Below are 25,086 nucleotides of genomic sequence, written 5' to 3' on the forward strand. Positions count from 1 at the left end.
TGTTACCAGCGGGTAGCATCCGGGTGTTGTTTCCCGAGTCATTCCCCTACGACGCATGAAGGAGCCTTCGTGGCCCGACAGTTGCGAGAGGTCGTCTTCGTCGACGGCGTGCGTACGCCGTTCGGCAAGGCCAAGGGCCAGTACGCCGAGACGCGTGCCGACGACCTGGTGATCAAGTGCATCCGCGAGCTCATGCGGCGCAACCCCGACCTGCCGCCGGAGCGCGTCGACGAGGTCGCGATCGCCGCCACGACCCAGATCGGTGACCAGGGCCTGACCATCGGCCGCAGCGCTGCGCTGCTGGCCGGGCTGCCGCAGACCACGCCCGGCTACTCCATCGACCGGATGTGCGCCGGCGCGATGACCGCGGTCACCACGACCGCGGGCGGCATCGCCTTCGGCGCCTACGACATCGCCATCGCCGGCGGGGTCGAGCACATGGGCCGCCACCCGATGGGCGAGGGCGTCGACCCGAACCCCCGGATCATCTCCGAGAAGATCGTCGACCCCGAGGCGCTCTCGATGGGCAACACCGCCGAGAACCTCCACGACCGCTACCCGAGCATCACCAAGGAGCGCGCCGACGCCTACGCCGTCCGGTCCCAGGAGAAGACGGCCAAGGCCTACGCGGACAACAAGATCCAGCCGGACCTGGTGCCGGTGGCGACCCGCTCCGCCGACGGCGGCTGGGGCCTGGCCACGGTGGACGAGCCGCCGCGACCGGGGACCACGATGGAGAGCCTCGCCGGGCTCAAGACGCCGTTCCGCGCGCACGGCCGGGTCACCGCGGGCAACGCCGCCGGCCTGAACGACGGAGCCACCGCGGCCCTGCTCGCCGACGAGGAGACCGCGCGCGAGCTGGGCCTCCCGGTCAAGATGCGGCTGGTGTCCTACTCCTTCGCCGGTGTCGAGCCCGAGGTCATGGGCGCGGGCCCGATCCCGGCCACCGAGAAGGCGCTCAAGCAGGCCGGGCTGACCATCGACGACATCGACGCGTTCGAGATCAACGAGGCCTTCGCCGTCCAGGTGCTCGCCTTCCTCGAGCACTTCGGCATCGCCGACGACGACGCCCGGGTCAACCCCTACGGCGGCGCGATCGCGATGGGTCACCCGCTGGCCTCCTCCGGCGTGCGCCTGATGAACCAGCTCGCCCGCCAGTTCGAGGAGCGCCCCGAGGTCCGCTACGGCATGACCACGATGTGCATCGGCCTCGGCATGGGCGGCACCGTGATCTGGGAGAACCCGCACTGGACCGGCGCCGCCGCGTCGGACAAGACCGAGGAAGGCGCTGCCTGATGGCTTCGACAAGCTCACCCACCGGAAGCGAGCTCCAGGCGCTCCTCGACCGCGGGGCCGCGCTCTCCGGCGACGAGGTCGTCACCGACGCCAAGCTGCGCTACGTCGACCTGCCGTACGGCGCCGGCACGATGGCGCTGATCACCCTCGACAACGGGCTCGACCACACCCGGCCGAACACCTTCGGCCCCAAGGGGCTGGCCGCGCTGAACACCGCGATCGACGAGGCGCTCTCACGCGACGACGTCGCGGCGATCGGCGTCACCGGCAAGCCGTTCATCCTCGCCGCCGGCGCGGACCTGTCCGGGATGACCGGTCTCTCGGGCCGCGACGACGCCAAGATGATCGCCCAGATCGGGCACGGCGTGTTCCGCAAGCTCGTCGACGGTGGCAAGCCGTCGTTCGGGTTCATCAACGGTCTCGCGCTCGGCGGTGGCCTCGAGGTGGCGCTGCACTGCACCTACCGCACCGTCCAGGACAGCGCTCCGGCGATCGGCCTGCCCGAGGTCATGCTCGGCCTGGTGCCCGGCTGGGGCGGCGCGTACCTGGTGCCGAACCTCGTCGGCGCCGAGAAGGCCGTCAAGCTCGTCGTCGAGAACCCGCTCAACCAGGGCAAGACCCTCACCGGCCACGCCGCGTTCGAGATGGGGCTGGCCGACGCCGAGTTCTCCGGCGCGGACTTCCTGGAGCAGTCTCTGCTCTGGGCCGCGCGGGTGCTCAACGGTGAGGTCACCGTCGAACGACCCGAGGTCGACCGGGGCGAGGCCTGGGACGCCGCCGTGGCCAGGGGCCGCTCGATCGCCGACTCCCGCACCGGCGGCGCGTCGCCGGCCGCCTACCGGGCCCTGGACCTGATCGCTGCGGCCAAGGACACCGGCCGTGACGAGGGCTTCGCCGCCGAGGACGAGGCGCTCGCCGACCTGATCCTGACCCCGGAGCTGGCGGCCGGCCTGTACTCCTTCGACCTGGTGCAGAAGCGTGCCAAGCGGCCCGCCGGTGCCCCGGACAAGAAGCTGGCTCGCCCTGTCACGAAGGTGGGCATCGTCGGCGCCGGCCTGATGGCCAGCCAGCTGGCGCTGCTGTTCGCTCGCCGGTTGCAGGTGCCCGTCGTACTCACCGACCTCGACCAGGCCCGCGTGGACAAGGGCGTGGCCTACGTCCACGACGAGCTCGACAAGCTGCTGCTCAAGGGTCGTTTGAGCCAGGACAAGGCCAACCGGTTCAAGGCGCTGGTCACCGGGTCGGTGGAGAAGAAGGACGTCTTCGCCGACGCCGACTTCGTGATCGAGGCGGTCTTCGAGGAGATGGGCGTCAAGAAGTCCGTCTTCGCCGACGTCGAGGCGATCGTCTCGCCGGAGTGCGTCCTGGCGACGAACACCTCCTCGCTGTCGATCACCGAGATGGCCGCGGACCTCGAGCACCCCGAGCGGGTCGTGGGCTTCCACTTCTTCAACCCCGTCGCGGTGATGCCGCTGCTGGAGATCGTCAAGGGCGAGCAGACCGACGACGCCACGCTGGCCACGGCGTTCGCCACCGGCAAGGCGCTGAAGAAGACGACGATCCTGGTCAAGGACAGCCCGTCGTTCATCGTCAACCGGCTGCTCGGCCGGTTCATGGGCGAGGTCAGCCGGATCGTCGACGAGGGCACCCCGATCGAGGTCGCCGACGGCGCCTTCGCCGGGGTCGCGCCGATGCCGCCGTTCGTGCTGCTCTCCCTCGTCGGCCCGGCCATCGCGCTGCACAACAGCGAGACCCTGCACCGGGCCTTCCCGGACCGGTTCTACGTCTCGCCCAACCTCGAGAAGCTCGTCGCCGCGGGCAAGCCGGCCCTCTACGGCCCCGACGGCGCGGTCGACCCCGAGGTCGCGGCGATGTTCGAGTCCGGCGACACCGCGCTCAGCGCCGAGGAGGTGCGCGAGCGGGTGCTCTCGGCGCTGGCCGAGGAGGCCCGGCTGATGCTCGACGAGGGCGTCGTGGTCGGCCCCGAGGACATCGACCTCGGCATGATCACCGGCGCCGGGTTCTCCTTCTGGAACGGCGGCCTCACCATGCTGCTCGACCGGACCGGGATCTCGGAGAAGGTCACCGGCAAGAAGTTCCACTGACCCTCGGGTCACCGACCGCCGGTCTCCGGGTGCTGCGTGCCCGGGGGCCGGCGGTCTTCTCGTGTGCGCCAGGGGCGGCCCGCGAACCGGTCAGCAGGCCGCGCAGGAGTCAGGGCTGGTCGATCTCGACGTCGACCAGCGTCTCGCCGTTGTCGAGCGCGGTGACGTCCTCGACGACGCTGCGCGCGAGCTTCTGCGCGGTCAGCCCGATCTCGTCGAGGATCTTGGCGCGCTTGGCGTGCTCGAGGAAGCGCTGCGGGATCCCGTGGAGCCGCACCGGAGTCTCCACCCGGGCGTCGTTGAGGGTCTGCAGGAGCACGGAGCCGACCCCGCCGACGATGCCGTTGTCCTCGACGCACATCACCAGCCGGTGCTCGCGCGCGAGGTCGACCAGCGTCGGGTCGAGCGGCTTGACCCACCGCGGGTCGACGACGGTGACGCCGATCCCCTGGGCGACCAGCCGCTCGGCGACCTCGACGCCGGTCGCAGCCATCGAGCCGACCCCGACCAGCAGCACGTCCTTGTCGCCCCGGCGCACCAGCACGTCCATCGAACCGGCCTTGTCGACCCGTTCGATGTCGGCGGTCGGCGGCCCCTTCGGGAACCGTACGACGGTCGGGGCGTCGTCGACCTGCACCGCCTCGCGGAGCAGCTCACGCAGCCGGGCACCGTCGCGGGGAGCCGCGAGGCGCAGGCCGGGCACCACCTGGAGGATCGACATGTCCCACATGCCGTTGTGACTGGCGCCGTCGTCACCGGTGACCCCGGAGCGGTCGAGCACGAACGTGACACCGCACCTGTGCAGCGCCACGTCCATGAGCACCTGGTCGAAGGCGCGGTTGAGGAAGGTGGCGTAGATCGCCACGACGGGGTGCAGCCCGCCCATCGCGAGGCCGGCCGCGGAGGTGGCGGCGTGCTGCTCGGCGATCCCGACGTCGAAGGTCCGCTCGGGGAAGCGGGCGGCGAACTGGTCGAGCCCGACCGGGTGCAGCATCGCCGCGGTGATCCCGACGATGTCCTGGCGCTCGTCACCGAGGGCGACCATCTCCTCGGCGAAGATGTCGGTCCAGATCCGGCCCTTGGGGTTCTCCACGCCGGTCAGGGCGTCGAACGGCCCGGGCGAGTGGAAGTTGTCGGCCTCGTGGCGCTCGGCGGCGTCGTACCCGAAGCCCTTCTTGGTGATCACGTGCACGATCACCGGCCCGCCGAACCGCTTGGCCTGGGCGAGCGCCTGCTCCACGGTGGGTCGGTCGTGGCCGTCGATCGGACCGACGTACTTCAGGCCGAGGTCCTCGAAGAGGCCCTGCGGGGCGAGGGCGTCCTTCATGCCCTTCTTCACCGCGTGCAGCGCGTCGTACACCGCCGGGCCGACCCCGCGCACGCCGTTGAGGCGCTTCTTGACCAGGTCGAGGACCTGCTCGTAGCGGGGGTTGGTGCGCAGCGTGGTGAGGTGGTTGGCCAAACCGCCGACGGTCGGGGTGTAGGACCGGCCGTTGTCGTTGACGACGATGACCAGCTTGCGGTCCTGGTCGGCGGCGATGTTGTTCAACGCCTCCCACGCCATGCCGCCGGTGAGCGCACCGTCGCCGATCAGCGCGACCACGTAACGGTCCTCGCCACGGATCGAGTACGCCTTCGCGAGGCCGTCGGCGTAGGACAGCGCGGTGGAGGCGTGCGAGTTCTCCACGACGTCGTGGTCGGACTCGCCCTGGCTCGGGTAGCCGGACAGCCCGCCCTCCTGCCGCAACGTGTCGAACTGCGCGGCGCGACCGGTCAGCGCCTTGTGCACGTAGGCCTGGTGACCGGTGTCGAAGACGATCCGGTCGGTGGGCGAGTCGAACACGCGGTGGATCGCCATGGTGAGCTCGACGACGCCGAGGTTGGGGCCGAGGTGGCCGCCGGTGCGGGAGACCTTCGTGACGAGGAAGTCGCGCAGCTCGGCGGCGAGCTCGTCGAGCTGGTGGTCGTCGAGGCCCCGCAGGTCGCGCGGCCCGGTGATCGACTCCAGGTGTCCCATCAGTGCATCTTCCCAACCTCGACGAACAACCCGATGAGTCTAGTCGCCCCGGGACCAGACCCCGAAAGCGGCGAGCCCGTGCGTGAGTCGCGCTACAGACGCGCCACGAACCGCTTGCCGCGCAGTGCCTCCTCGACCAGCCCGACCGCACGCCGCTCGGCGGCGAGCCGCGCCGACTCCTCGTGCCAGGTCTCGATCGCCCGCTCGACGGTGTCGGGGTCGGCGACGTCGCGCAGGATCCACCGCGCCTCGCTCAACCCTCGGCGCACCGCGGCCTGGGACGCCTCGACGTGCAGCACCGCGAAGCGGGCGAGCACGACCGGGTGCCGGCGCAGCACCGGGTAGGAGCGGTACTCCGGCGGGCAGATGTCAAGCAGCCAGGCCTGGGCGGTCCGCTCCCAGTCGGGGGCGTCGGGTGGCCGCACCTGGCGCGGCCAGCCCGGAGGGGCGACGTGCTGGACCATGCGTCCAGGATACGTCATCTTTCGAACACCTGTTCGAGCTAGTCCAGTCGGAAATCCCGCCCTCCGGCCGGGCACTCCCCCTTATCCTCCGAGGATGCGAGTGGGCACGCTCGGTCCCACCGAGGCCTGGCGCGGCGACGCCCGCGTCGACCTGGGCACGCGCAAGCAGCGCGCGCTGCTGGCTGCCCTGGCGCTGCACCGTGGTCGGCCGGTGTCCGCCGACACCCTCGTCGACCTGCTCTGGGCCGGCCGGGCGCCGGGCGGCGTCACGGCGACGCTGCAGTCCTACGTCGCCGGGCTGCGGCGAGCTCTCGAGCCGGAGCGGCCGGCGCGTACGGCGTCCCGGGTGCTCGTCACGGTCGCCCCCGGCTATGCGCTCGCCCTCCCCGACACGGCTCTCGACGTCACCCGCTTCGAGGCGGCCGTCTCCTCGGCACACCGCGTGCTGGCACCGATGGCCGCGGTCCCGGCAGGCGGCACGACCCCCGCCACCACGTCGGCCGCCGACCTCGCCCACAGCGTGGCGACGCTCGACGAGGCGCTCGCCCTGTGGCGCGGCAGCCCGTTCCTGGAGCTCGAGGACGCTCCGGCGGCCGTGGCGGAACGGGTCCGCCTGGAGGAGCTCCGGCTGGTCGCGCTCGAGGACAAGGCCGCCGCCGGCATCGCGCTGGGCCACCACGCCCCGGTCGCCGCGGACCTCGAGGCGCTGACCTCGGCCTACCCGCTCCGGGAACGGCTGTGGGCGCTGCGTGCCATCGCGCTGACCAGGTCCGGTCGGCAGGCCGATGCGCTCGACGTGCTCGGCCAGGTGCGGCGGCTGCTCGCCGAGGAGCTGGGCATCGAGCCGGGCGGTGAGCTGCAGCGGTTGCAGACCGCCGTACTCCGCCAGGACCCGGACCTGGCCTTCGTCCCTCCGGCCGGCGGACCTGCTGCGACAACCCTGTCCGGCGCCCCGGCGGGGCTGGTCCGCGAGCCCCGACCGGACGCACCGCGCCGGGCCACCGGCCACCCGCGGCCGAGCTGGCCGCTGGTGGGCCGGGCCGGCGAGCTGACAGCACTGGTCGCGACGCTCGACGGAGCCGCCGGCGGCATCCCGCAGTTCGCGGTGGTGGTCGGTGAGCCCGGCATGGGCAAGAGCCGGCTCACCGAGGAGCTCGCCGCCGTGGCGACCGCACGCGGCGTGCGGGTGCTGCTCGGACGCTGCTCCCAGGACGAGGGAGCACCACCGCTGTGGCCCTGGGCCGACGTCCTGGCCGAGCTGGGCCACAGCCTGCCGGTCGAGGCCGGCACCCAGGACGAGAGCACGAGGTTCCGCGTCTGGGACGACATCTGCACCCGCGTGCTCGAGGCGTCCCGGGAGCAGCCGCTGCTGGTCGTGCTCGACGACCTGCACTGGGCCGACGTCTCCTCCCTGCGGGTGCTCGGACTGCTCCTGGAGACCGCTCGCGAAGGTGCACTCGCCGTGGTCGCGACCTGGCGGGACAAGCCACCGCCGACCGGCCCGCTCGCCGCGGTCGCCGACGGCCTCGCCCGGCGTCACGCGCTCCGCCTGCACCTGGCGGGCCTCGACGCCGACCAGGTCGCGGAGATGGTCCACACCGTCGCCGACACCGAACCCACCGCCGAGCAGGCCGCCGCGCTGCGCGCCCGGACCGAGGGGAACCCGTTCTTCCTGGTCGAGTACGCCCGGCTCGTCGAGCACGGCGGCGACCTGGCCGGGCTGCTCGCGGAGCCCGACCCGCCCGCGGCGGTCCAGGACGTGCTCGCCCGCCGGGTGGAGCGCCTTCCCGCCGACAGCGCGCGGCTGCTGCGGACCGCCTCGGTCATCGGCCGCGACTTCGACCTCGGCACCCTGGCACGCGCCACCGGCACCGGTGAGGACGAGGCGCTCGACGCCCTCGACAGCGCGATCTCCGCCGGACTGGTCCTCGACGCCGGGGCAGACCGGTTCCGGTTCGCGCACGCGCTGGTGCGCGACACCGTCTACACCGCACTGTCCCCCTCGCGCAGGAGCCGCGCGCACCGGCTGGTCGCCGAGGCACTCGAGGGTCACGCCGGCCGGGAGACCGAGGTCGCCCGGCACTGGCTCGCCGCCGGTCCGACGTACGCCGGCCACGCCTGGCGGGCCGCCGTCGCCGCGGCCCACGAGGCCCGCCTGGTCTACGCCTACGACGAGGCGCAGCTGTTGCTGGAGCAGGCCGTCGCGCTGCTCGACGACGACGCCTCGGCGAGCACGGTCGACGAGTACGACGTGCTGATGAGCCTGGCGACCACGCTGCGCCTTGCCGGCAAGTGGGTCGATCTGCGGCGGGTCGTGCACCGGATGATCGAGCTCGCCGACTGGGTCGGCGACGTCGAGCTGCTCGCTCGAGCGGCCACCGTGCCGAGCAGCGGCGCGCTCTGGCAGGCCGCCTACCACGGGGAGCGGGACGAGGTCACGATCGACGCCTTGCGTCGAGCACTCGACGAGCTGCCGCCGGGCGACAGCGTGCTGCGCTGCCGGGCGCTGCTCGGCCTCGCCACCGAGACGTACTACGGGGCCTGTGCGGAGGAGCGCGAGGCTCTCGCGCGCGAGGGACTCGCCATGGCACGCAGGATCGGCGACCCCTCTCTCCGTCTGGAGGCCTGTCAGACCGCGTTCGTCAGCATCTGGCGGGCCGCGACCGCCGAGCATCGCCGGGCCCTCGCCGAGGAGGCGGTCCGGCTGGCCCACCAGATCGAGGACCCGTCGGCGCTGACCGCCGCACTGACGGTGCGGGCCGTGGTCGCAGGCGAGCTCGGTGACGTCGACACCATGCAGACCGTCGCCGCCGAGGCACGGCGCCGGGCCGAGCAGCACCGGCAGCTGTACCCCCTCGTCGTACTGGACAGCCTCGAGGTGCCCTGGCACGCCATGCGCGGCGAGTGGGACCTCGCCCGGCGGCTGACCGACCACCTGGTGGCGACCGGCGAGCGGATGGCGCTCGCCCAGCTGGACAACGCCGTCGCGGGCGCCGAGCTCAGCATCGGCATGTGGCAGCGCGTCCCCGAGCAGCTGCTCCCGCGCGTGCTGGAGGCCGAGGACCACAGCAACCTGTCCGTCACCCCGGCCGTGCTCGCGCTGCTCGTGCGGGCGGGCCGGATCGAGGAGGCACGCGCCCACCGGGCGGCGCGCACGGTCGACCTGACCGCGGACAACTGGTTCTCCATGCTGCCGTGGAGCCTCGCCGCCGAAGCCGCCCTCGCTCTCCAGGACACCGACCTGGCCCGGACCAGCTACGACCTGCTGGCGCCGTATGCCGGCCGTCCCTGCATGGCGGGGTCCGGCATGGCGTTCGGGCCGGTGGACGCCTTCCTGGCGATGTCGGCAGCCGCGCTCGGGGAGACCGAGCTCGCAACGCAGCACGCCGAGTCGGCGCTCGAGCTGTGCCGGGCATGGCGGATCCCGCTGGCCGAGCAGTGGCTGCACGACCAGCGGGACCGGTACCGGTTCTAGCCCCCGATGTGGGCGAAGGCCACCTGCTCCCGCCGGGCGAACCTGCGGCGGGTGAGCCGCCAGACCACCCGGAACAGCCAGCCGGACTCCCGAAGCAGGCGCTCGCGGACGTGCGCGGGCACACCGTAGCTCGCCCAGGGCACGATCTGGAGGATCCGGGAGAGCTGCAGGCCCTTCTTGAAGTGCTCCTCCTCCATGCGCTCCCACTCCGCCTGCGACATCAGTCGCTGCACCAGCGGCAGCGCCTCGGTCTCCTCGTGCACCAGGTGCCGTCCGAGGCTGTCACGAGCCGCCTCGAGGCGTGCTGCCAGCGCCACGCGGGCGTCCTCGTCCGCCGTCGCGGCCAACCGGCGGAAGCCGGCAGCGCAGCCCTCGAGGAGCGGGTCGATCTCGGCGTGCTCGGCCTCCATCGCCTCCAGCGTCTCCCGGCCCTCCTGGTCGGCCCGGTCGAGCAGCAAGGGCCAGAGGCCGGCGTCCTCCCCACTGTGGTGATGGTGGAGGGTCTCGGAGAAGAGCGTCCAGCGCTCGGCGAGCGCCCGCCACGCGGCCCGGTCCGACACCGGGGTGCTGCGGGCGGCCGCCGTGAAAGCGGTGAGGTCGCGACGGAACGCGTGATGCATCAGGTACATCGCGTCGAGCGCCACCGGCCCCTCGGCCACGCTCGCCTGGCCGGGCAGGTCGAGCTGGGTCGGCCACGTCTGCTGCTTGGTCGTGCTGTCCATCTGTGTCTCCTGGTTGGTAGGTCGCCCGCGGCGCGGGCGTCACGGATCTGCGTTGTCGGCGGATCGAGGTCAGACGCCCACGGGCGTGCGGTCGTCGTGCTCCGCGTCGGGAGCTGCAGGGAAGTCGTCCCAGTCGAGGTGCGCCACGTCGGCCTCGATGCTCGGCAGGAGGCGGTCCAGCCAGGCGGGAAGCCACCAGTTGCGGTGTCCCAGGAGGGCCATGGTCGCCGGGACGAGGACCATCCGGATCACCGTGGCGTCGAGCAGGATCGCGACCGCCATACCGAAGCCGAGCATCTTCACGACCACGTCGGCCTCGGTCGCGAAGCCGAGGAAGACCGCGATCATGATCGCCGCGGCCGCCGAGATCACCCGGCCGGTCGAGGAGAGGCCGCGTACGACGCTCGCCCGCGCCTCCCCCGTGGCGAGCCAGTCCTCGCGGACCCGCGACAGCAGGAACACCTCGTAGTCCATGGACAGGCCGAAGAGGATCGCGAACATCAGCACCGGCAACCAGCTCGAGACCGGGACGGCGTGGTCCATGCCGAGCAGGTCGCTGCCCCAGCCCCACTGGAAGACCGCGGTGACCACGCCGTAGGCGGCCCCGATCGACAGCAGGTTCATCACCGCGGCCTTGACCGGGACCACGACCGAGCGGAACACCATCGCGAGGAGGATCACCGACACGCCGACCACGAAGCCGATCACCAGCAGGATCCGCTCGGTGAGCAGGTCGGCGATGTCGGCGAACATCGGGGTGATGCCGGTGAGCTCGACACCGTCGGGCAGGACCTCGGCGCGGATCTGCTCGACCAACGGGCCGGTCCGCTCGTCGGTGGGAGCGAAGTCGGGTTGCACCTCGAAGAACGCGAGCGCGTCGTCCGAGGACCGGCCGATCGGGCCCACCCCGGCCACGCCCGGCAGCGCGTTGAGATCGGACACGACCTCGTCCAGACCCGCGGGCGAGACCTTGTCCTGCTCGGCGACGACCAGCATGAGCCCGTTGGCGCCGGGCCCGAACTCCCCGCTGACCAGGTCGTAGGCCTTGCGGGCTGTCTGGTCGGTCGGCCGAGTGCCCGCATCCTGCGGCCAGGTGCGCATCGCCAGCGCCGGTGCGGCCAGGACGAGCATCACCAGCAGCGCCGCCAGGGCCCAGGGCAGCGGCCGGCGCCCGACCCGGCCGGCCCAGCGCTCGGTCAGCGGACGCCGGGTCGCCGAGCGCGTCCCCCTCCGGTCCCGCCTGGGCAGCACTCGCATCCCGGCCAGCCCCAGAAGCGCCGGCAACAGCGTGACGGCGGCGGCCGCGACGGCGACCACGGCGATCGCGGTGGCGAAGCCGAAGGAGGAGTACACCGACAGGCCGGCCAGGCGCAGGCCCATCAGCGAGACGAGCACGGTCGCCGAGGCGAAGACCACCGACCGGCCGGCCGTCGCGGTCGCGCGTGCGGCGGACCGCCGTACGTCGTACCCCTCACGGAGGTTCTCGACGTGGCGGGTGACCAGCAACAGGGCGTAGTCGATACCGACCCCGAGCCCGACCATCGTGGCCACGGTGGGCGCGGCGGTGCTCACGTCCATCACCGCCGCCAGCAGGGTGACGCCCCCGGAGCCCACGGCGAGCCCGACCAGCGCGACAGCAAGCGGAAGTCCTGCGCTCACCACGGAGCCGAACGCCAACACCAGAAGGACGATCGCGACCAGGACGCCGACCAGCTCACCGCGTCCGGACATCTCCTGGGCGGCGCTCTCGGGGTGGTCCCCGCTCAGCTCGACCTGCAACCCCGCGTCCTGGACGGGCGCGATCGCGGCCTCGATCGCCTCGGTCTCCCCCATCAGATCCGGATGGGTGACCGGCACGTCGTAGTGCACCATCACGATCGCGGTGTCCCCGTCGTCGGACAGCCGGGGCGGGAGCACGGCACCGACGTGCGGGAGCTGGGCGAGCCCACGGCTCAGCTGCTCCAGCTGCGCGACGGGCAGGGGGCCACCGTCGGGGTCGTGCACCACGACGCGGGCGTGCGCACCGCCCGACTCGGGCGCGTGGTCGCGCAGCAGCTCGACGCCGGCCTGGGCGCGCGCGTCCGGGACGTCGTAGTCGTCCTGGGGCGACCCGCCGTAGCCGGCGGCCAGTGCGAAGGCGGCGGTGGCCACGGCGAGCCACGCGAGGATCGTCCGCCAGGGGTGTGCGGCGGTGCCGAGCCCGAGTCGGTACAGGAAACGTGACATGCTTCATCTCCAGGTGGTCGTGGAAGGTCGCGACCAGCCTGGGACGAGGCGCTGCAGCGTCTCTGGGGGCTGACTGGGGACGGCCGTGGCCGCCGGGCTCAGACCTCGAACATGGCGACGGCGGGTTCGACGAGGCTGCCCAGCCACACCCGGCCGTCGTGCTCGCGCACCCCGGTCGCCATGTGGAACGACGAGGCGTCGACGGACCGGTCGTGCACGGTGCGGCCGGCCTCGTCGAAGGCCATCACCCGGGCGGTGCGCTTCGGCTTGGGCTGCAGCGGAGCCGGAAGTCGCCAGGCCGCGCGCCGCAACGGCATCGGGCCCCGCATCAGACCCTCGACCACCGGGTCCTTCGGCGAGGCGATGGTCACCCAGACCAGTCCGTCGCTGCCGCGAGCGATGTTGTCCGGGTAGCCCGGCAGGTCGGCGACCAGGTGGTCACGCTGCCCGGCGCGGTCGCCGGTCAGCCAGTGGCGTACGACGGTCCGCCCGGCCGTCTCGGCGACCGCGACGAAGGACTCGTCCGCGGACAGGGCGACACCGTTGGCGAACCGGAGCCCGTCGAGGACCACGGTCACCGTGCCGTCGGGGTCGCGACGAAGCAGCCGGCCCGAGGTGGTGTTCTCCACCATGTCGGCCTTCCACTGGTCGATCCCGTAGATTCGGGAGGAGTCGGTGAACCAGATCGTGCCGTCGGCCGCGACGGCCGCGTTGTTGCAGAACGCCATCCGGCGGCCGTGGACCAGCTCAGTGAGGATCTCGGTCGTACCTGTAGCGGTGTCGAGCGCGAGCAGGCCCCGGCGTGCGTCACAGACCAGCATCCGTCCGTCGGGCAGCCACTCCAGGCCCAGCGGGCGCCCGCCGGTGTCGGCCACCCGCTCCAGACGCGCACCCGCGTCGCGGATCCGCCAGATCGCGCCGTCCTCGGTGCCGGTGTAGACGGCGCCGTCCGCGCCGACCAGCACGTCCTCGGCTCCGTGCCCCGGCACGGGCACCACGGTCAGCGGGGCGGCGGCGGCAGCGTGCTTCGTCATGGCACCGGAGGTTACAGGGCTGCAGAATGGGCCGTGTGACATCCGAAGCCCTCTTGGTCGCGGCCCTGGCTGCCCCGCTACTGGCGGTGGTGGCACTGACCGTGGTCGGCGGCCGCCGACGAGGTGCGGGCTGGCTGCTCGCCGTGCTGAGCGGCGTTCTCTTCCCGCTGACCTGGGCAGTCTGGTACGTCCGCGACGAGCACCCGCGCTCGCGATACCGGCCGGTCAGGTAAGACGAGCGTGCGACCGCAGCCGACCAAGACCGCCGTCATCGTGCCGGTGCCCGAGGCCGAGCAGTCGTCGGCAGGCTGGCCTCGGCGGTGGCCTCTGTGCCGGTCTTCGAGTGCAGCTTCAGGCGCTGGGGCTGGTTCGGGCAGGACGTGCTGTGGCTCGTCCCCGATCCGGACGAGCCGTTCCGAGCACTGACCGACGCGGTGTGGCACGCATTCCCCCAGCATCCGCCGTACGGCGGCGCACACGACGATGTGGTGCCACACCTCACCGTCGGCGAGTCCCGGCTGGGATCGCCCTCAGACCTACGGCGCGTGGCGGCCACCCTCGACAGCGGCCTCCCGGTGAGGGCGCGCGTCGACCGCGCCGTGCTGATCCAGGGCACATCGGCGCCGGACTCATGGAGCACCGTCGCCGAGCTTCCGCTGGGGCGATCGGGCGTCGGGCCCACCTAGCCCGCTAGGAAGCTGAGCCGGACCTCGCGTTCGTGGTTGTCGACGTTGAGGTCGACCAGGCAGATGCTCTGCCACGTGCCGAGCGCGAGCTCACCACCGATCACCGGGACGGTGGCGTACGGCGGCACGAGCGCCGGCATCACGTGCGAGCGGCCGTGTCCGCGCGAGCCATGCCGGTGCTTCCACCGGTCGTCGGCGGGAAGCAGGTCAGCGAGCAGCGCGAGCAGGTCGTCGTCGCTGCCGGCGCCGGTCTCCAGGATCGCGATCCCGGCGGTGGCGTGCGGGACGAAGACGTGTAGCAGGCCGTCGCCGTGCCCGGCGGCGAAGCTGGCGCAGTCGCGGGTGATGTCGAGGACTGTGTCCCGGCCACCGGTCGTGTAGGAGTACGTCTCGGAGCGCATGGGCCACATCCTGCCCGTTCAGCGCCCGTCGAACATGCAGCTGGGCCTTCCGCCGGCGTCGGGCCGCGGAGCCCGGCGGGCGCGAGGCCGTAGCTGCATGTTCGACGGCACCGGTGGGGTCACAGGGTGAGCAGCGACCGGACCAGCGCGGCGACCGCCGACAGCGCCGACACGACGAGCACACCGGTGCGGATGTGGTGCCGTGGAATCCGCCGGTCGACGAGGCGCGAGAGGGCGAAGCCCAGCACCAGGGCGGGCACCATGGTCAACGCCAGCAGGAAGGTCGTGAGCTCCGCCCGGCCGGCCAGGGCCAGTCCCGCCAGGCTCATTCCCGCCCCGACGATGAAGAACAGTCCCAGTGTCGAGCGGATCTGCCGCGGCGGCCGGTGCTGGTAGAGGATCGCCATCGGAGGTCCGCCGACCGAGGTCGCCGTACCAGCCACTCCGGAGAGGAAGCCGGCGGCCGACAGCGTCACCGGGGTGACCCGGATCTCGACGGCGCGCGCGGTCAGCAGCACGCTGAGCAGCACCATCAGTCCGACCGCGACACCGAGCCCTGCGGTGGGGATGGCGGCGACGAGAGCGACACCGACGGCGGTGCCGACGATCCGCGCCGGGATCGACAGGCCCAGCCCGCGCCAGTCGATCTCGTGGTGCTCACGCACCAGGGTCACGAACGGCATCATCAGCCCCAGCCAGAGCATGAACTCCGGCATCAGCTCGGGGGCGACCAGCGCGACGACCGGTGCGGCGACCAGGCCGAGGCCCAGCCCGATCAGCCCCTGCACGCCTGCGGCAACGACAAGGGTGGCGGCCATGACGGCCGCCACCCAGGTCTCTACACCGAGGATCGTCAGCCCTTCAGCAGGCTGCGCAGGACGTACTGCATGATCCCGCCGTTGCGGTAGTACGCCGCCTCACCGGGGGTGTCGATGCGGACCTTGGCGTCGAACTCGACGTCGCCGGCCGTGACCTTCACCGTGCTCGGGATGGAGCCGTCGTTCAGGGCGGTCACGCCGGTGATCGAGAAGGTCTCCTCGCCGGTCAGACCGAGCGACTCGGCGTTCTCGCCCTCGGGGAACTGGAGCGGGAGCACGCCCATGCCGATCAGGTTGGAGCGGTGGATCCGCTCGTAGGACTCCGCGATCACGGCCTTGACGCCGAGCAGCGCGGTGCCCTTGGCCGCCCAGTCGCGCGACGAGCCGGAACCGTACTCCTTGCCGGCCAGCACGACGAGCGGGGTGCCGGCGGCGAGGTAGCTCTCCGACGCCTCGAACACCGTCGTCACCTCACCGTCCTTCGTGAAGTCACGGGTGAAGCCGCCCTCGGTGCCCGGCGCGAGCTGGTTGCGCAGCCGGATGTTGGCGAACGTGCCGCGGATCATCACCTCGTGGTTTCCGCGCCGCGACCCGTAGGAGTTGAAGTCCCGCTGCTCCACGCCGTGCTCGGCGAGGTACTTGCCCGCCGGCGAGTCCTTCTTGATCGCACCGGCCGGCGAGATGTGGTCGGTGGTCACCGAGTCACCGAGCTTGAGCAGCACCCGGGCGCCCTCGATGTCCTCGACCGGGGCCGGCTCGTCGGGCATCCCGTCGAAGTACGGCGCCTTGCGGACGTAGGTCGAGCTCTCGTCCCACGCGAAGGTGTCGCCCTCCGGCGTCGGCAGCGACTGCCAGCGCTCGTCGCCGGCGAACACGTCGGCGTAGTCCTTGGTGAACATCTCGGAGGTGATCGCCTGGCCGATGACCTCCTCGACCTCCTGCGGCGAGGGCCAGATGTCCTTCAGGAAGACGTCGTTGCCCTCGGTGTCCTTGCCGAGGCTGTCGTTGAACAGGTCGACGTCCATCGACCCGGCCAGCGCGTAGGCCACGACCAGCGGCGGGGACGCCAGGTAGTTCATCTTGATGTCGGGGTTGATCCGGCCCTCGAAGTTGCGGTTGCCCGAGAGCACCGAGACGACCGCGAGGTCGTTGTCGTTGACCGCCTTGCTCACCTCGGGGATGAGCGGACCGGAGTTGCCGATGCAGGTGGTGCAGCCGTAGCCGACCAGGTTGAAGCCGAGCTTGTCGAGGTACGGCGTGAGGCCGGCTCGCTCGTAGTAGTCGGAGACCACCTTCGAGCCCGGCGCCAGCGTGGTCTTCACCCACGGCTTGCGCTGGAGGCCCTTCTCGACGGCCTTCTTGGCGAGCAGGGCCGCACCGATCATCACCGAGGGGTTCGAGGTGTTGGTGCACGAGGTGATCGCCGCGATCGTGACGGCACCGTGGTCGATCTCGAACTCGGTGCCGTCGGCGAGCTTCACCGCGGCGGGGTTCGAGGGACGGCCGTCGGCGGCCGCGGGCGCGTGGTTGTGCCAGTCGGCCGGCTCGCCGCCGCCGTTGCTGTCGGCGGAGTACGCCGGGGCGTCGCTGGCCGGGAACGACTCGGCGGACGCCTCGTCGGCGGCGGACACCACGCCGAACGGCTTCTCCTGACCCGGGACACCGGGCTTGCGCGACTCGCCACCGGTCTCGTCCTCGGTGACGTAGTCGGCGAGCGCGGTCCGGAACGCCGCCTTGGCGTCGCTGAGCGACACCCGGTCCTGCGGCCGCTTCGGGCCGGCCAGCGACGGTACGACGGTCGCGAGGTCGAGCTCGAGCTTCTCGGAGTAGCGCGGCTCGGCGTCCGGGTCGTGCCAGAGGCCCTGCTCCTTGGCGTAGGCCTCGACCAGGGCGAGCTGCTCGTCGGACCGGCCGGTGAGCCGCAGGTAGTTCACGGTCTCCTCGTCGAGCGGGAACACCGCGATCGTCGAGCCGAACTCCGGCGACATGTTGCCGATCGTGGCGCGGTTGGCCAGCGGCAGCGCGGAGACACCGGAGCCGTAGAACTCCACGAACTTGCCGACCACGCCGTGCTTGCGCAGCATCTCGGTGATCGTGAGGACGAGGTCGGTCGCGGTCGCGCCCTCGGGCAGCTCGCCGGAGAGCTTGAAACCGACCACGCGCGGGATGAGCATCGACACCGGCTGGCCGAGCATCGCGGCCTCGGCCTCGATGCCGCCGACGCCCCAGCCGACGACGCCGATGCCGTTGACCATCGTGGTGTGGGAGTCGGTGCCGACACAGGTGTCGGGGTAGGCGACCGTCGTACCCGACTCGTCGTCACGGGTGAAGACGACGCGGGCCAGGTGCTCGATGTTGACCTGGTGCACGATGCCGGTGCCGGGCGGGACGACCTTGAAGTCGTCGAAGGCGCCCTGGCCCCAGCGCAGGAACTGGTAGCGCTCGCGGTTGCGCTCGTACTCGATCTCGACGTTGCGCTCGAACGCCTCGGGACTGCCGAAGACGTCGGCGATCACGGAGTGGTCGATGACCATCTCGGCAGGCGCGAGCGGGTTGATCTTCGACGGGTCGCCGCCGAGCTCGGCCATCGCCTCGCGCATCGTGGCGAGGTCGACGACACAGGGCACACCGGTGAAGTCCTGCATGATCACGCGTGCCGGCGTGAACTGGATCTCCTTGCTGGGCTCGGCATCGGCGTCCCAGCCGGCGAGCGCGCGGATGTCGTCGGCGGTGATGTTCGCGCCGTCCTCGGTCCGCAGCAGGTTCTCCAGCAGGATCTTCAGCGAGTAGGGCAGGGACTCGACGTCCAGCCCCTCACCTGCCACCGAGGCCAGACGGTAGATCTCGTAGGACTTTCCGTTCACGTCCAAGGTGCCCTTGGCACCGAAGCTGTCCACACTCTTGGGGCTCGGCATCTGCCGTCTCCTCACCTCTGGCTGTCACGTCCGTCTTCGGGTACCCATCTTGCCGTCGCCGTCAACGGCTCGGCTCGACCGGCCCGATATCTCTTGATGTCAAGATACATGACGTCAAGCAAGCAGGACCATCCGCCCCGCCGTCTCAGGTCTCGCTTCGGGCGCGAGCCTCGAGGTACTGATCCATCACCGCTGCCGGGATCCTGCCCCTGTCGGAGACGACGACGTTGTTCGCCGTCGCCCAGCGGCGTACGTCGGCGGGTGTTGGCGGTGCGGGTGCGAGCGGCGGCGCGGCTTCGAGCCCGCGTACGGCGAGGTCGCCGATCTTCTCCTCCGACAGCATGACCCGAGCGGCTGCGAGGAAGCGATAGGTCCACTCCTGGGCAAGCTTGCGGGTCTCGCAGAACACAATCGGCACCGTCGGGAACCGCACCTGACACTCTGCGATCGCATCGGCCACGACGCTGGGCCGGACCCGGTCGAGCTTGAAGACCTGGGAGTAGCGATCTTCGACGACCACCGCGGCTCGTGGAACTGCGGACAGCTCGGTGAGCTGGAACTTGAGCTTGCCCGTGGTCAGCGAGGAGACGAGGTCTGCCAAGGACTTGCGCTCCACCGTCGCCTGCAACCGCCCGTCGACGATGAGTCCGTAGTCGCCGGCACTGAGCGGCTCGCGCCGGACTGTAGCCTGCCGGTCGGCAAAGGTGAACGGATAGCGCTCGCGGATGTCGACCGCGATCTCGAGGTCGCCGATTCCGCTGGCGCGGGCGCCGGGGAGGGTCACCGCCGGCCGTGCCTGCTTGGCGGTGCGGGCGGTCTGCCAGAAGATCATCTGCCGACCTCGGGCGTTGGTGACGACAATCTGGGAGCGGTTCTCCCGGCTGCGGTCAAGCACGAGGTCGATCGCCGCCCCCCGTCGTACACAGGACCTCACCGGCACACGCTCGATGATCTCGGCGTCGGCGGGCCAGTCCTCGACACGGTGGCAGTAGACCTTGCCGGTGCGCGGCCAGGTGTCCTTGGCCTTGAGGATGATCCCGTCCCCGAGCGGCAGCCGGAGGAGGTACGGCAGCGTCGACCCGGGCTCGGCGTTGCGGGCGATCACGAAGTCCTCCGGCACGCAGTCACGATAGCGAGGCCGGACGGCTGGTGAAGTGCTGCCACGACCAGCCTTCCGTGGGTCGACCCTCAGGCCGGCACCAGCACGGCGACGCACTCGACGTGGTGCGTCATCGGGAAGATGTCGAAGGCCCGCAAGGAGTCCAGCCGGTAGCCGTGCTCGGCGAAGATCGCCACGTCGCGAGCCAGGGCACCAGGGTCGCAGGCGACGTAGGCCACCGCGCGGGGGCCGAGGGCGACGACCGCCGAGACGACGTCCCGCTTGGCGCCCACCCGGGGCGGGTCGAGCACGACCACGTCGCAGCTCTCCCCCACCGAGCCGCGCTCCAACGCCCGCTCGACCCGGTCCACGACCGCGGTCACCTGGGGCAGCCCGGCGAGGTTGCGCTCGGCGTCGGACACCGCAACCGGGTCGGACTCGACCGCGACGACGGCCCCCGACGGGCCCACCCGATCCGCGAGGAAGGCGGAGAAGAGCCCCACCCCGGAGTAGAGGTCGAGCGCCCGCTCCCCCGGCTGCGGCTCCAGAGCCGCCACGACCGCCGAGACGAGTACGTCGGCCGCACCCGGATGCACCTGCCAGAACCCCGACCCGGACACCTCGAAGCCGCGCCCGTCCACCTGCTCGTGCAGCACGTCGGGGCCGTCGAGGGTGATCGTGTCCCGGTCGGCCAGCACCCGCAACCGCTCGCCGGTGGCCGACACGATCGCCTCGACGCTCTCGTGCCCGGCCCAGCGGCGGTCGAGCACGGCAGGAAGGTCGGGGTGCGCGATCAGGCACCGGTCGACGTACTCGATCTGCCGGGACCGGTGCTTGCGGAGGCCGGGCCGGCCGGAGCGGTCGACGGCGAACTGCACGCGCGTGCGCCAGTCCAGGCCGTCGTGGTCACCGGGCACCGGCTCGACCGTCACCTCCACGTCCAGCCGCGCGAGGCGCTGCAGCTGCTCGCGCACGACCGCGGCCTTCAGCTCACGCTGGGCGTCGAGCCGCACGTGCTGGAAGTCGCAACCGCCGCATCGGCCCGGCCGGGCATACGGGCACGGTGGCTCGACCCGGTCCGGGGACTCGGTGAGGACCTCGACGGCGTCGGCCCGGAGGAACTTGGAGCCCTCGCCCCCCTCGGTCACCCGGGCGACGACGCGCTCGCCCGGGAGCGCGTGGCGCACGAAGATCACCCGGCCCTCGTGACGGGCGACGCAGTGCCCGCCGTGCGCGACCGGCCCGACATCGACGGTGTAGCGCTCCCCCACCAGGGAGCGTCCGCGCGCCTTGCGCTGCCGCGGTTGCCGCCTCACCGGCGGGCCCCGCCACGACGCACGTCGCCGGCCTTGGTCGCCCGCTGCACCCGCTCGGCGCGCTCCTCGGCGAGCTCGGAGGACCTCAGCTGGAACGGCACGGAGATCACCATGATGCCGGGGTTGAACAGCAGCCGGCTCTTCAGCCGCCAGGCGGTCTGGTTGTGCAGGATCTGCTCGAAGCGCCGCCCCACGACGTACTCCGGGATGTAGACCGCGACCACCCCACGCGGGTTGGCCTGCCGGATGCTGCGGGCGTACTCCACGATCGGCTTCACGATCTCCCGGTACGGCGAGTACAGGACCTTCAGGGGTACGTCGATCCCCCGCGCGTCCCACTCCTCCAGGAGCCGCGCGGTCGCGACCGGGTCGGTGTCGACGAACACCGCCTCGAGCGTGCTGGGCCGCGAGGCCTTCGCGTAGGCCAGCGCACGCATCGTCGGCTTGTGCAGCTTCGACACCGCCACGATCGCGTGCACGCGGGTCGGCAGCACCTGGTCGTCCTGCTCGACGGTGAGCTCCTCGGCGACCTCGTCGTAGTGGCGCCGGATGCCCTTCATGATCATGAAGAACGTGCCCATGGTGAGGATCGCGATCCACGCCCCGAGCAGGAACTTCGTCACCAGCACGACCACGAGCACCAACCCGGTCAGCCCGAGCCCGAAGGCGTTGATCGCGCGTGAGCGGATCATCCGGCGCCGGGCCGCCGGGTCGGTCTCGGTGCGCAGCAGGCGTGACCAGTGCCGAGTCATGCCCAGCTGGCCCAGGGTGAACGACACGAAGACGCCCACGATGTAGAGCTGGATCAGCCGCGTGACCTCGGCGTCGAACACCACGATCAGCACCACCGCGAGCACGGCGAGGATCAGGATTCCGTTGTTGTAGGCGAGCCGGTCGCCGCGCGAGGCGAGCTGGCGGGGCAGGTACCCGTCGCGGGCCAGGATCGAGCCCAGCACCGGGAACCCGTTGAACGCCGTGTTGCCCGCGAGCAGCAGCACGACCACCGTCATCGCGATCACGAAGTAGAAGCCCGGCTCGAAGTTGTCGAAGACGCCGCGGGCGATCTGGGCGAGCACGGTGTGCTGGTCGTGGTCCTCGGGCAACGGGCTGCCGTCGGCGGTCTGCAGCAGCTCGAGGTGGTGCGGGTCGACGTACCTCAGCCGCATCTCCCGCGCCAGGGCGATGACACTGAGCATCATCGCGATCGCGATCACCGCCAGCAGGAGCAGCGTGTTGGCGGCGTTGCGGCTCTTGGGACGCTGGAAGGCCGGCACCCCGTTGGAGATCGCCTCCACGCCGGTGAGCGCCACGCTGCCGGAGGAGAACGCGCGGGCCAGCAGGAACACCAGCGCCACCGTGGTGATCTGGCCCTCGTAGCCCTCGGCCTTCACGACGGAGAAGCCGGCGCTCTCCGCCTCGGGCAGGGTGCCGCCGAGCATCCGCAGCAGGCCGTAGGCCGCCATCCCGAAGATCGCGACCATGAAGCCGTAGGTCATCGCCGCGAACGCCCACGACGACTCCCGGACGCCGCGCAGGTTCAACGCGGCGAGCAGCAGGACCAGGCCCCCGGCGTACAGCGCCTCGCGCCCGGAGATGAAGGACACCGCTGCCGCCGCGGTCTGCACCGCCGAGGAGATCGACACCGCGACGGTCATCACGTAGTCCACCAGCAGCGCGCTCGCCACGGTGACACCGGCGTTCGGACCGAGGTTCACCGTGGCGACCTCGTAGTCGCCGCCACCGCTGGGATAGGCGTGCACGGTCTGGCGGTACGACGCCACCACGACCAGCATCACCACGCCGATCAGCAGCGCGATGGTCCAGGAGTACGCGTAGGCGGAGACGCCGACGAACGACAGCATGATGAAGATCTCGTCGGGGGCGTAGGCGACCGACGACAGGGCGTCACTGGAGAACACCGGCAGCGCGACGCGCTTGGGGAGCAGGTGCCCACCCCCCTGGCCGCTGCGCAGCTTGCGGCCCAGGAGGATCCGCTTGAACACGTCGCCGACACCCACGGACCGAAGGCTAGTCCACGACCCGGGGAAGCTCGCGCGATGCGGGCACACGCCGGTGTAGCGTCGTCCTCGTGCATGTCGTGATCATGGGTTGTGGCCGCGTGGGGTCCACGCTCGCCCGCAGCCTCGAGGACCGTGGCCACACCGTTGCCGTCATCGACAGCAACCCCGACGCGTTCCGCCGTCTCGGGCCGTCGTTCGAGGGGATCAAGGTCACCGGCATCGGGTTCGACCAGGACGTGCTGGACCGCGCCGGGATCGAGAAGGCCGACGCGTTCTGCGCGGTGTCGAGCGGTGACAACTCCAACATCATCGCCGCGCGCGTCGCCCGCGAGACCTTCGGGATCCAGCAGGTCGTCGCGCGGATCTACGACCCCGGCCGGGCGGAGGTGTACCAACGCCTCGGCATCGAGACGGTCGCCACGGTGAAGTGGACCGCCGACCAGGTGCTGCGACGGATCCTTCCCGCCGGCGCCGAGCCGGACTTCCGCGACCCCTCGGGCACGATCCGGCTCGACCAGTTCCGGGTGAACGAGGCCTGGATCGGCCACCGCACCGTCGAGTTCCAGCAGCAGTCCGGCAGCCGGATCGCCTGGATCGACCGGCTCGGGGAGGGCATGCTCCCCACCCGCGAGAGCGTCATCCAGGAAGGTGACGTGCTCCACCTCGTGATGCGCGAGGAGAACGCCGACCGGGTCTACTCGGTCTTCGAGAACGGACCGGAGGCCGACTGATGCGCGTCGCCATCGCCGGAGCAGGAGCGGTCGGACGCTCGATCGCCCGGGAGCTCATCACCAACGGACACAAGGTCCTGCTCATCGACAAGAACCCCGCGTCCATCAAGCCGGACCGGGTGCCCAAGGCGGAGTGGCTGCTCGCCGACTCCTGCGAGCTGTCGTCGCTGGAGGAGGCCCGCCTGGAGCACTGCGACGTGGTGATCGCCGCCACCGGTGACGACAAGGCGAACCTGGTGACCTCGCTCCTGGCGAAGACCGAGTTCGGCGTGCCCAGGACCGTGGGCCGGGTGAACCACCCGAACAACGAGTGGCTGTTCACCGAGGCCTGGGGCGTGGACGTGAACGTCTCCACCCCGCGGATCATGTCGGCGCTCGTCGAGGAGGCCGTGACCGTCGGTGACCTGGTGCGCCTGTTCACCTTCCGCAAGGGCAACGCGAACCTCGTCGAGATGACCCTGCCCGAGGACTCGCCGTACGTCGGGAAGCCGACCGGCCTGATCCCCTGGCCGGAGAACTGCGCGCTGGTGACCATCCTGCGCGACGGGATGGTCTACACCCCGACGGCGGAGCAGCCGATCGAGTCCGGTGACGAGCTGCTCTTCGTCGCGGCCGCCGACTCCGAGGCCGAGCTGCAGTCGCTGCTGGCCCCGGTCGAGCACCGCCCTCAGGGCTGAGCGACGCCCTCCGCCCGGATCGGGGTGCGGTCGCGCGCGAGCAGCCAGACCATCGCGGCGAGCGCGGCCAGCTGCAACGGCCAGCCCATGAGGATCTTGGAGAACCCGAGCACGCCCACGGCCAGGTCCGGATCCATCGCGCCGCTGCGCCCGGCGGCGTAGAGCGGCAGCTGCACGACCACCCGAACCACGCACGGCACCACGAGCATCCAGCTCAGGTGGCTGGTCAGACGGACCACCTGCGGGTCGCGGTGCCAGGCGGTCGGGTCGCCCGCCACGCTGCCGACCATGAAGCCCATGATCGGCCACCGCACCAGGATCGACAGCGTGATCGCCACGGCGTAGGCGGCGTTGTAGAGGATCCCGGGCAGGAAGTAGGCCAGGGCCTGGTCATTGGCGTCGCCGCCGCCCTGGGCGCTGCGCCAGGCGAAGAACGCGCCGATCCCGATCCCGAACAGGCTGTTGACCACGAACTGCACGGTCGATCGCTGCACGAGCCGGACGACGAGCAGCACCACGGCTGCCGTGACGCTCACGACCAGGGAGCGCTGAAGGTCCTTGCTGAGGATGAAGCTGACCGTGAACAGGATGGTGGGCACAGCGGCCTCGACCATCCCCCGGCGGCCGCCGAGCGCGTTCGCGAGCTGCGCACGGACCACCGCCTCGACGGTCTCGGTCGCATCGGGCCGGGACACGGTCTCAGTACCTGAGCTCGTAGCGCGGGTTGTACATGATCCGGGTGCGGTCGTGCACGCCGATCCGCCCGCGCACCTTCACCGAGCGGCCGGGCTCGATCCCCGCGATCCGGCGCCGGCCGAGCCACACCAGGGTGATCACGCCAGAGCCGTCGTACAGCTCGGCCTCGAGCGCGGGCACGCCACCGCGAGGACGCAGCGTGACCGTGCGCAGGCTGCCCTGCAGGTCGACGCACTCCCGGTCGGCGGCATCGGCGATCGCACAGCAACCGGCCCGGGCCGTGTCGCTGCGCAGCTCCTTGGCCTCGAGGTCGTCACTGCTGGCCCAGCGCGAGAGGGTGCGCCGGAACCGGCCCTTCACCTCGGACATACGACAAGCCTAGTCACG

Annotated in this window: 19 protein-coding genes and 1 pseudogene; 7 read left to right on the forward strand and 13 right to left on the reverse strand. The window is 71.4% G+C overall.

All coding sequences use genetic code 11. The features are described from left to right. Positions 1–69: 69 nt before the first annotated feature. Entirely contained in the window at positions 70–1,296 is a 1,227-nt protein-coding gene (locus ACYVIH_RS07155; RefSeq protein ID WP_460867621.1) for a thiolase family protein, read from the forward strand. Next, positions 1,296–3,401 (forward strand): 3-hydroxyacyl-CoA dehydrogenase NAD-binding domain-containing protein, encoded by a 2,106-nt coding sequence (locus tag ACYVIH_RS07160; protein WP_460867623.1) that lies wholly within the window; start codon positions 1,296–1,298, stop codon positions 3,399–3,401. The genes ACYVIH_RS07155 and ACYVIH_RS07160 overlap by 1 nt, the downstream gene beginning before the upstream one ends. A gap of 109 nt (positions 3,402–3,510) precedes the next feature. On the opposite strand, the gene dxs is transcribed toward ACYVIH_RS07160, so the two are convergent. Together dxs and ACYVIH_RS07170 are read right to left on the reverse strand one after the other, a co-directional pair. Next, a complete protein-coding gene (gene dxs / locus ACYVIH_RS07165; RefSeq protein ID WP_460867625.1) occupies positions 3,511–5,418 on the reverse strand; it encodes a 1-deoxy-D-xylulose-5-phosphate synthase in 1,908 nt (635 codons plus the stop codon). A gap of 92 nt (positions 5,419–5,510) precedes the next feature. Beyond that, positions 5,511–5,882 (reverse strand): hypothetical protein, encoded by a 372-nt coding sequence (locus tag ACYVIH_RS07170; protein ID WP_460867628.1) that lies wholly within the window; start codon positions 5,880–5,882, stop codon positions 5,511–5,513. Between the two features lie 94 nt (positions 5,883–5,976). On the opposite strand from ACYVIH_RS07170, the gene ACYVIH_RS07175 reads away from it, so the two are divergent. Next, positions 5,977–9,357, forward strand: coding sequence for a BTAD domain-containing putative transcriptional regulator (locus ACYVIH_RS07175; protein ID WP_460867630.1), 3,381 nt, complete (start codon positions 5,977–5,979; stop codon positions 9,355–9,357). Here ACYVIH_RS07175 and ACYVIH_RS07180 read toward each other — a convergent pair. From ACYVIH_RS07180 to ACYVIH_RS07190, 3 genes are all read right to left on the reverse strand, one after another. Further along, entirely contained in the window at positions 9,354–10,079 is a 726-nt protein-coding gene (locus ACYVIH_RS07180) for a hemerythrin domain-containing protein (protein ID WP_460867632.1), read from the reverse strand. The two genes, ACYVIH_RS07175 and ACYVIH_RS07180, sit on opposite strands and share 4 nt — an antisense overlap. Before the next feature lie 69 nt (positions 10,080–10,148). Further along, the gene (locus ACYVIH_RS07185) at positions 10,149–12,305 is read right to left on the reverse strand and encodes an MMPL family transporter (protein WP_460867635.1); all 2,157 of its coding nucleotides are present in this window, start codon (positions 12,303–12,305) and stop codon (positions 10,149–10,151) included. 98 nt (positions 12,306–12,403) lie between these two features. Continuing rightward, on the reverse strand, positions 12,404–13,339 hold the full coding sequence (locus ACYVIH_RS07190) for an SMP-30/gluconolactonase/LRE family protein (protein ID WP_460867637.1): 936 nt from the start codon (positions 13,337–13,339) through the stop codon (positions 12,404–12,406). A gap of 35 nt (positions 13,340–13,374) precedes the next feature. Here ACYVIH_RS07190 and ACYVIH_RS07195 point away from each other — a divergent pair, with 35 nt between their 5' ends. Next, a complete protein-coding gene (locus ACYVIH_RS07195; RefSeq protein WP_460867639.1) occupies positions 13,375–13,572 on the forward strand; it encodes a hypothetical protein in 198 nt (65 codons plus the stop codon). A gap of 72 nt (positions 13,573–13,644) precedes the next feature. Next, a pseudogene (locus ACYVIH_RS07200) lies at positions 13,645–14,025 on the forward strand (2'-5' RNA ligase family protein); the annotation flags it as partial. Here the strand turns inward: ACYVIH_RS07200 and ACYVIH_RS07205 are convergent. The 6 genes from ACYVIH_RS07205 to ACYVIH_RS07230 form a co-directional block, all read right to left on the reverse strand. Beyond that, the gene (locus tag ACYVIH_RS07205) at positions 14,022–14,426 is read right to left on the reverse strand and encodes a secondary thiamine-phosphate synthase enzyme YjbQ (protein ID WP_460867640.1); all 405 of its coding nucleotides are present in this window, start codon (positions 14,424–14,426) and stop codon (positions 14,022–14,024) included. The pseudogene ACYVIH_RS07200 and the gene ACYVIH_RS07205 overlap by 4 nt on opposite strands. Positions 14,427–14,545: 119 nt before the next feature. Further along, a complete protein-coding gene (locus ACYVIH_RS07210) occupies positions 14,546–15,244 on the reverse strand; it encodes a TSUP family transporter (protein ID WP_460867642.1) in 699 nt (232 codons plus the stop codon). Positions 15,245–15,279: 35 nt separating this feature from the next. Further along, positions 15,280–18,159, reverse strand: coding sequence for an aconitate hydratase (locus ACYVIH_RS07215; RefSeq protein ID WP_460867644.1), 2,880 nt, complete (start codon positions 18,157–18,159; stop codon positions 15,280–15,282). 145 nt (positions 18,160–18,304) lie between these two features. Beyond that, positions 18,305–19,279, reverse strand: a complete 975-nt coding sequence (locus ACYVIH_RS07220; RefSeq protein ID WP_460867645.1) for an ERCC4 domain-containing protein — start codon at positions 19,277–19,279, stop codon at positions 18,305–18,307. 68 nt (positions 19,280–19,347) lie between these two features. Further along, positions 19,348–20,574 carry a class I SAM-dependent RNA methyltransferase gene (locus ACYVIH_RS07225; protein ID WP_460867647.1) on the reverse strand — a complete coding sequence of 409 codons (1,227 nt, stop codon included), beginning with the start codon at positions 20,572–20,574 and terminating at the stop codon, positions 19,348–19,350. Further along, positions 20,571–22,592 carry an APC family permease gene (locus tag ACYVIH_RS07230; RefSeq protein WP_460867649.1) on the reverse strand — a complete coding sequence of 674 codons (2,022 nt, stop codon included), beginning with the start codon at positions 22,590–22,592 and terminating at the stop codon, positions 20,571–20,573. Before ACYVIH_RS07230 ends, ACYVIH_RS07225 begins: the two co-directional genes overlap by 4 nt. 71 nt (positions 22,593–22,663) lie before the next feature. On the opposite strand from ACYVIH_RS07230, the gene ACYVIH_RS07235 reads away from it, so the two are divergent. Both ACYVIH_RS07235 and ACYVIH_RS07240 read left to right on the forward strand, forming a co-directional pair. Beyond that, entirely contained in the window at positions 22,664–23,326 is a 663-nt protein-coding gene (locus ACYVIH_RS07235; RefSeq protein WP_460867651.1) for a potassium channel family protein, read from the forward strand. Beyond that, complete coding sequence (locus tag ACYVIH_RS07240) at positions 23,326–24,003, forward strand: potassium channel family protein (RefSeq protein WP_460867652.1); 678 nt, start codon at positions 23,326–23,328, stop codon at positions 24,001–24,003. The genes ACYVIH_RS07235 and ACYVIH_RS07240 overlap by 1 nt, the downstream gene beginning before the upstream one ends. Here the strand turns inward: ACYVIH_RS07240 and ACYVIH_RS07245 are convergent. Together ACYVIH_RS07245 and ACYVIH_RS07250 are read right to left on the reverse strand one after the other, a co-directional pair. Continuing rightward, on the reverse strand, positions 23,994–24,698 hold the full coding sequence (locus ACYVIH_RS07245) for a DUF3159 domain-containing protein (RefSeq protein WP_460867654.1): 705 nt from the start codon (positions 24,696–24,698) through the stop codon (positions 23,994–23,996). The genes ACYVIH_RS07240 and ACYVIH_RS07245 overlap by 10 nt on opposite strands. A 4-nt stretch (positions 24,699–24,702) precedes the next feature. Further along, positions 24,703–25,068, reverse strand: coding sequence for an OB-fold nucleic acid binding domain-containing protein (locus ACYVIH_RS07250; protein WP_460867656.1), 366 nt, complete (start codon positions 25,066–25,068; stop codon positions 24,703–24,705). Between the last annotated feature and the right edge of the window lie 18 nt (positions 25,069–25,086).

Source organism: Nocardioides pakistanensis, from assembly GCF_054781215.1.

Excerpts from the sequence above, each read along its gene's own strand:
- ACYVIH_RS07160 (WP_460867623.1), top strand. The coding sequence starts at position 1,296 with ATGGCTTCGACAAGCTCACCCACCGGAAGCGAGCTCCAGGCGCTCCTC.
- dxs (WP_460867625.1), bottom strand. The coding sequence starts at position 5,418 with ATGGGACACCTGGAGTCGATCACCGGGCCGCGCGACCTGCGGGGCCTC.
- ACYVIH_RS07170 (WP_460867628.1), bottom strand. The coding sequence starts at position 5,882 with ATGGTCCAGCACGTCGCCCCTCCGGGCTGGCCGCGCCAGGTGCGGCCA.
- ACYVIH_RS07175 (WP_460867630.1), top strand. The coding sequence starts at position 5,977 with ATGCGAGTGGGCACGCTCGGTCCCACCGAGGCCTGGCGCGGCGACGCC.
- ACYVIH_RS07180 (WP_460867632.1), bottom strand. The coding sequence starts at position 10,079 with ATGGACAGCACGACCAAGCAGCAGACGTGGCCGACCCAGCTCGACCTG.
- ACYVIH_RS07185 (WP_460867635.1), bottom strand. The coding sequence starts at position 12,305 with ATGTCACGTTTCCTGTACCGACTCGGGCTCGGCACCGCCGCACACCCC.
- ACYVIH_RS07190 (WP_460867637.1), bottom strand. The coding sequence starts at position 13,339 with ATGACGAAGCACGCTGCCGCCGCCGCCCCGCTGACCGTGGTGCCCGTG.
- ACYVIH_RS07205 (WP_460867640.1), bottom strand. The coding sequence starts at position 14,426 with ATGCGCTCCGAGACGTACTCCTACACGACCGGTGGCCGGGACACAGTC.
- ACYVIH_RS07210 (WP_460867642.1), bottom strand. The coding sequence starts at position 15,244 with ATGGCCGCCACCCTTGTCGTTGCCGCAGGCGTGCAGGGGCTGATCGGG.
- ACYVIH_RS07215 (WP_460867644.1), bottom strand. The coding sequence starts at position 18,159 with ATGCCGAGCCCCAAGAGTGTGGACAGCTTCGGTGCCAAGGGCACCTTG.
- ACYVIH_RS07240 (WP_460867652.1), top strand. The coding sequence starts at position 23,326 with ATGCGCGTCGCCATCGCCGGAGCAGGAGCGGTCGGACGCTCGATCGCC.
- ACYVIH_RS07250 (WP_460867656.1), bottom strand. The coding sequence starts at position 25,068 with ATGTCCGAGGTGAAGGGCCGGTTCCGGCGCACCCTCTCGCGCTGGGCC.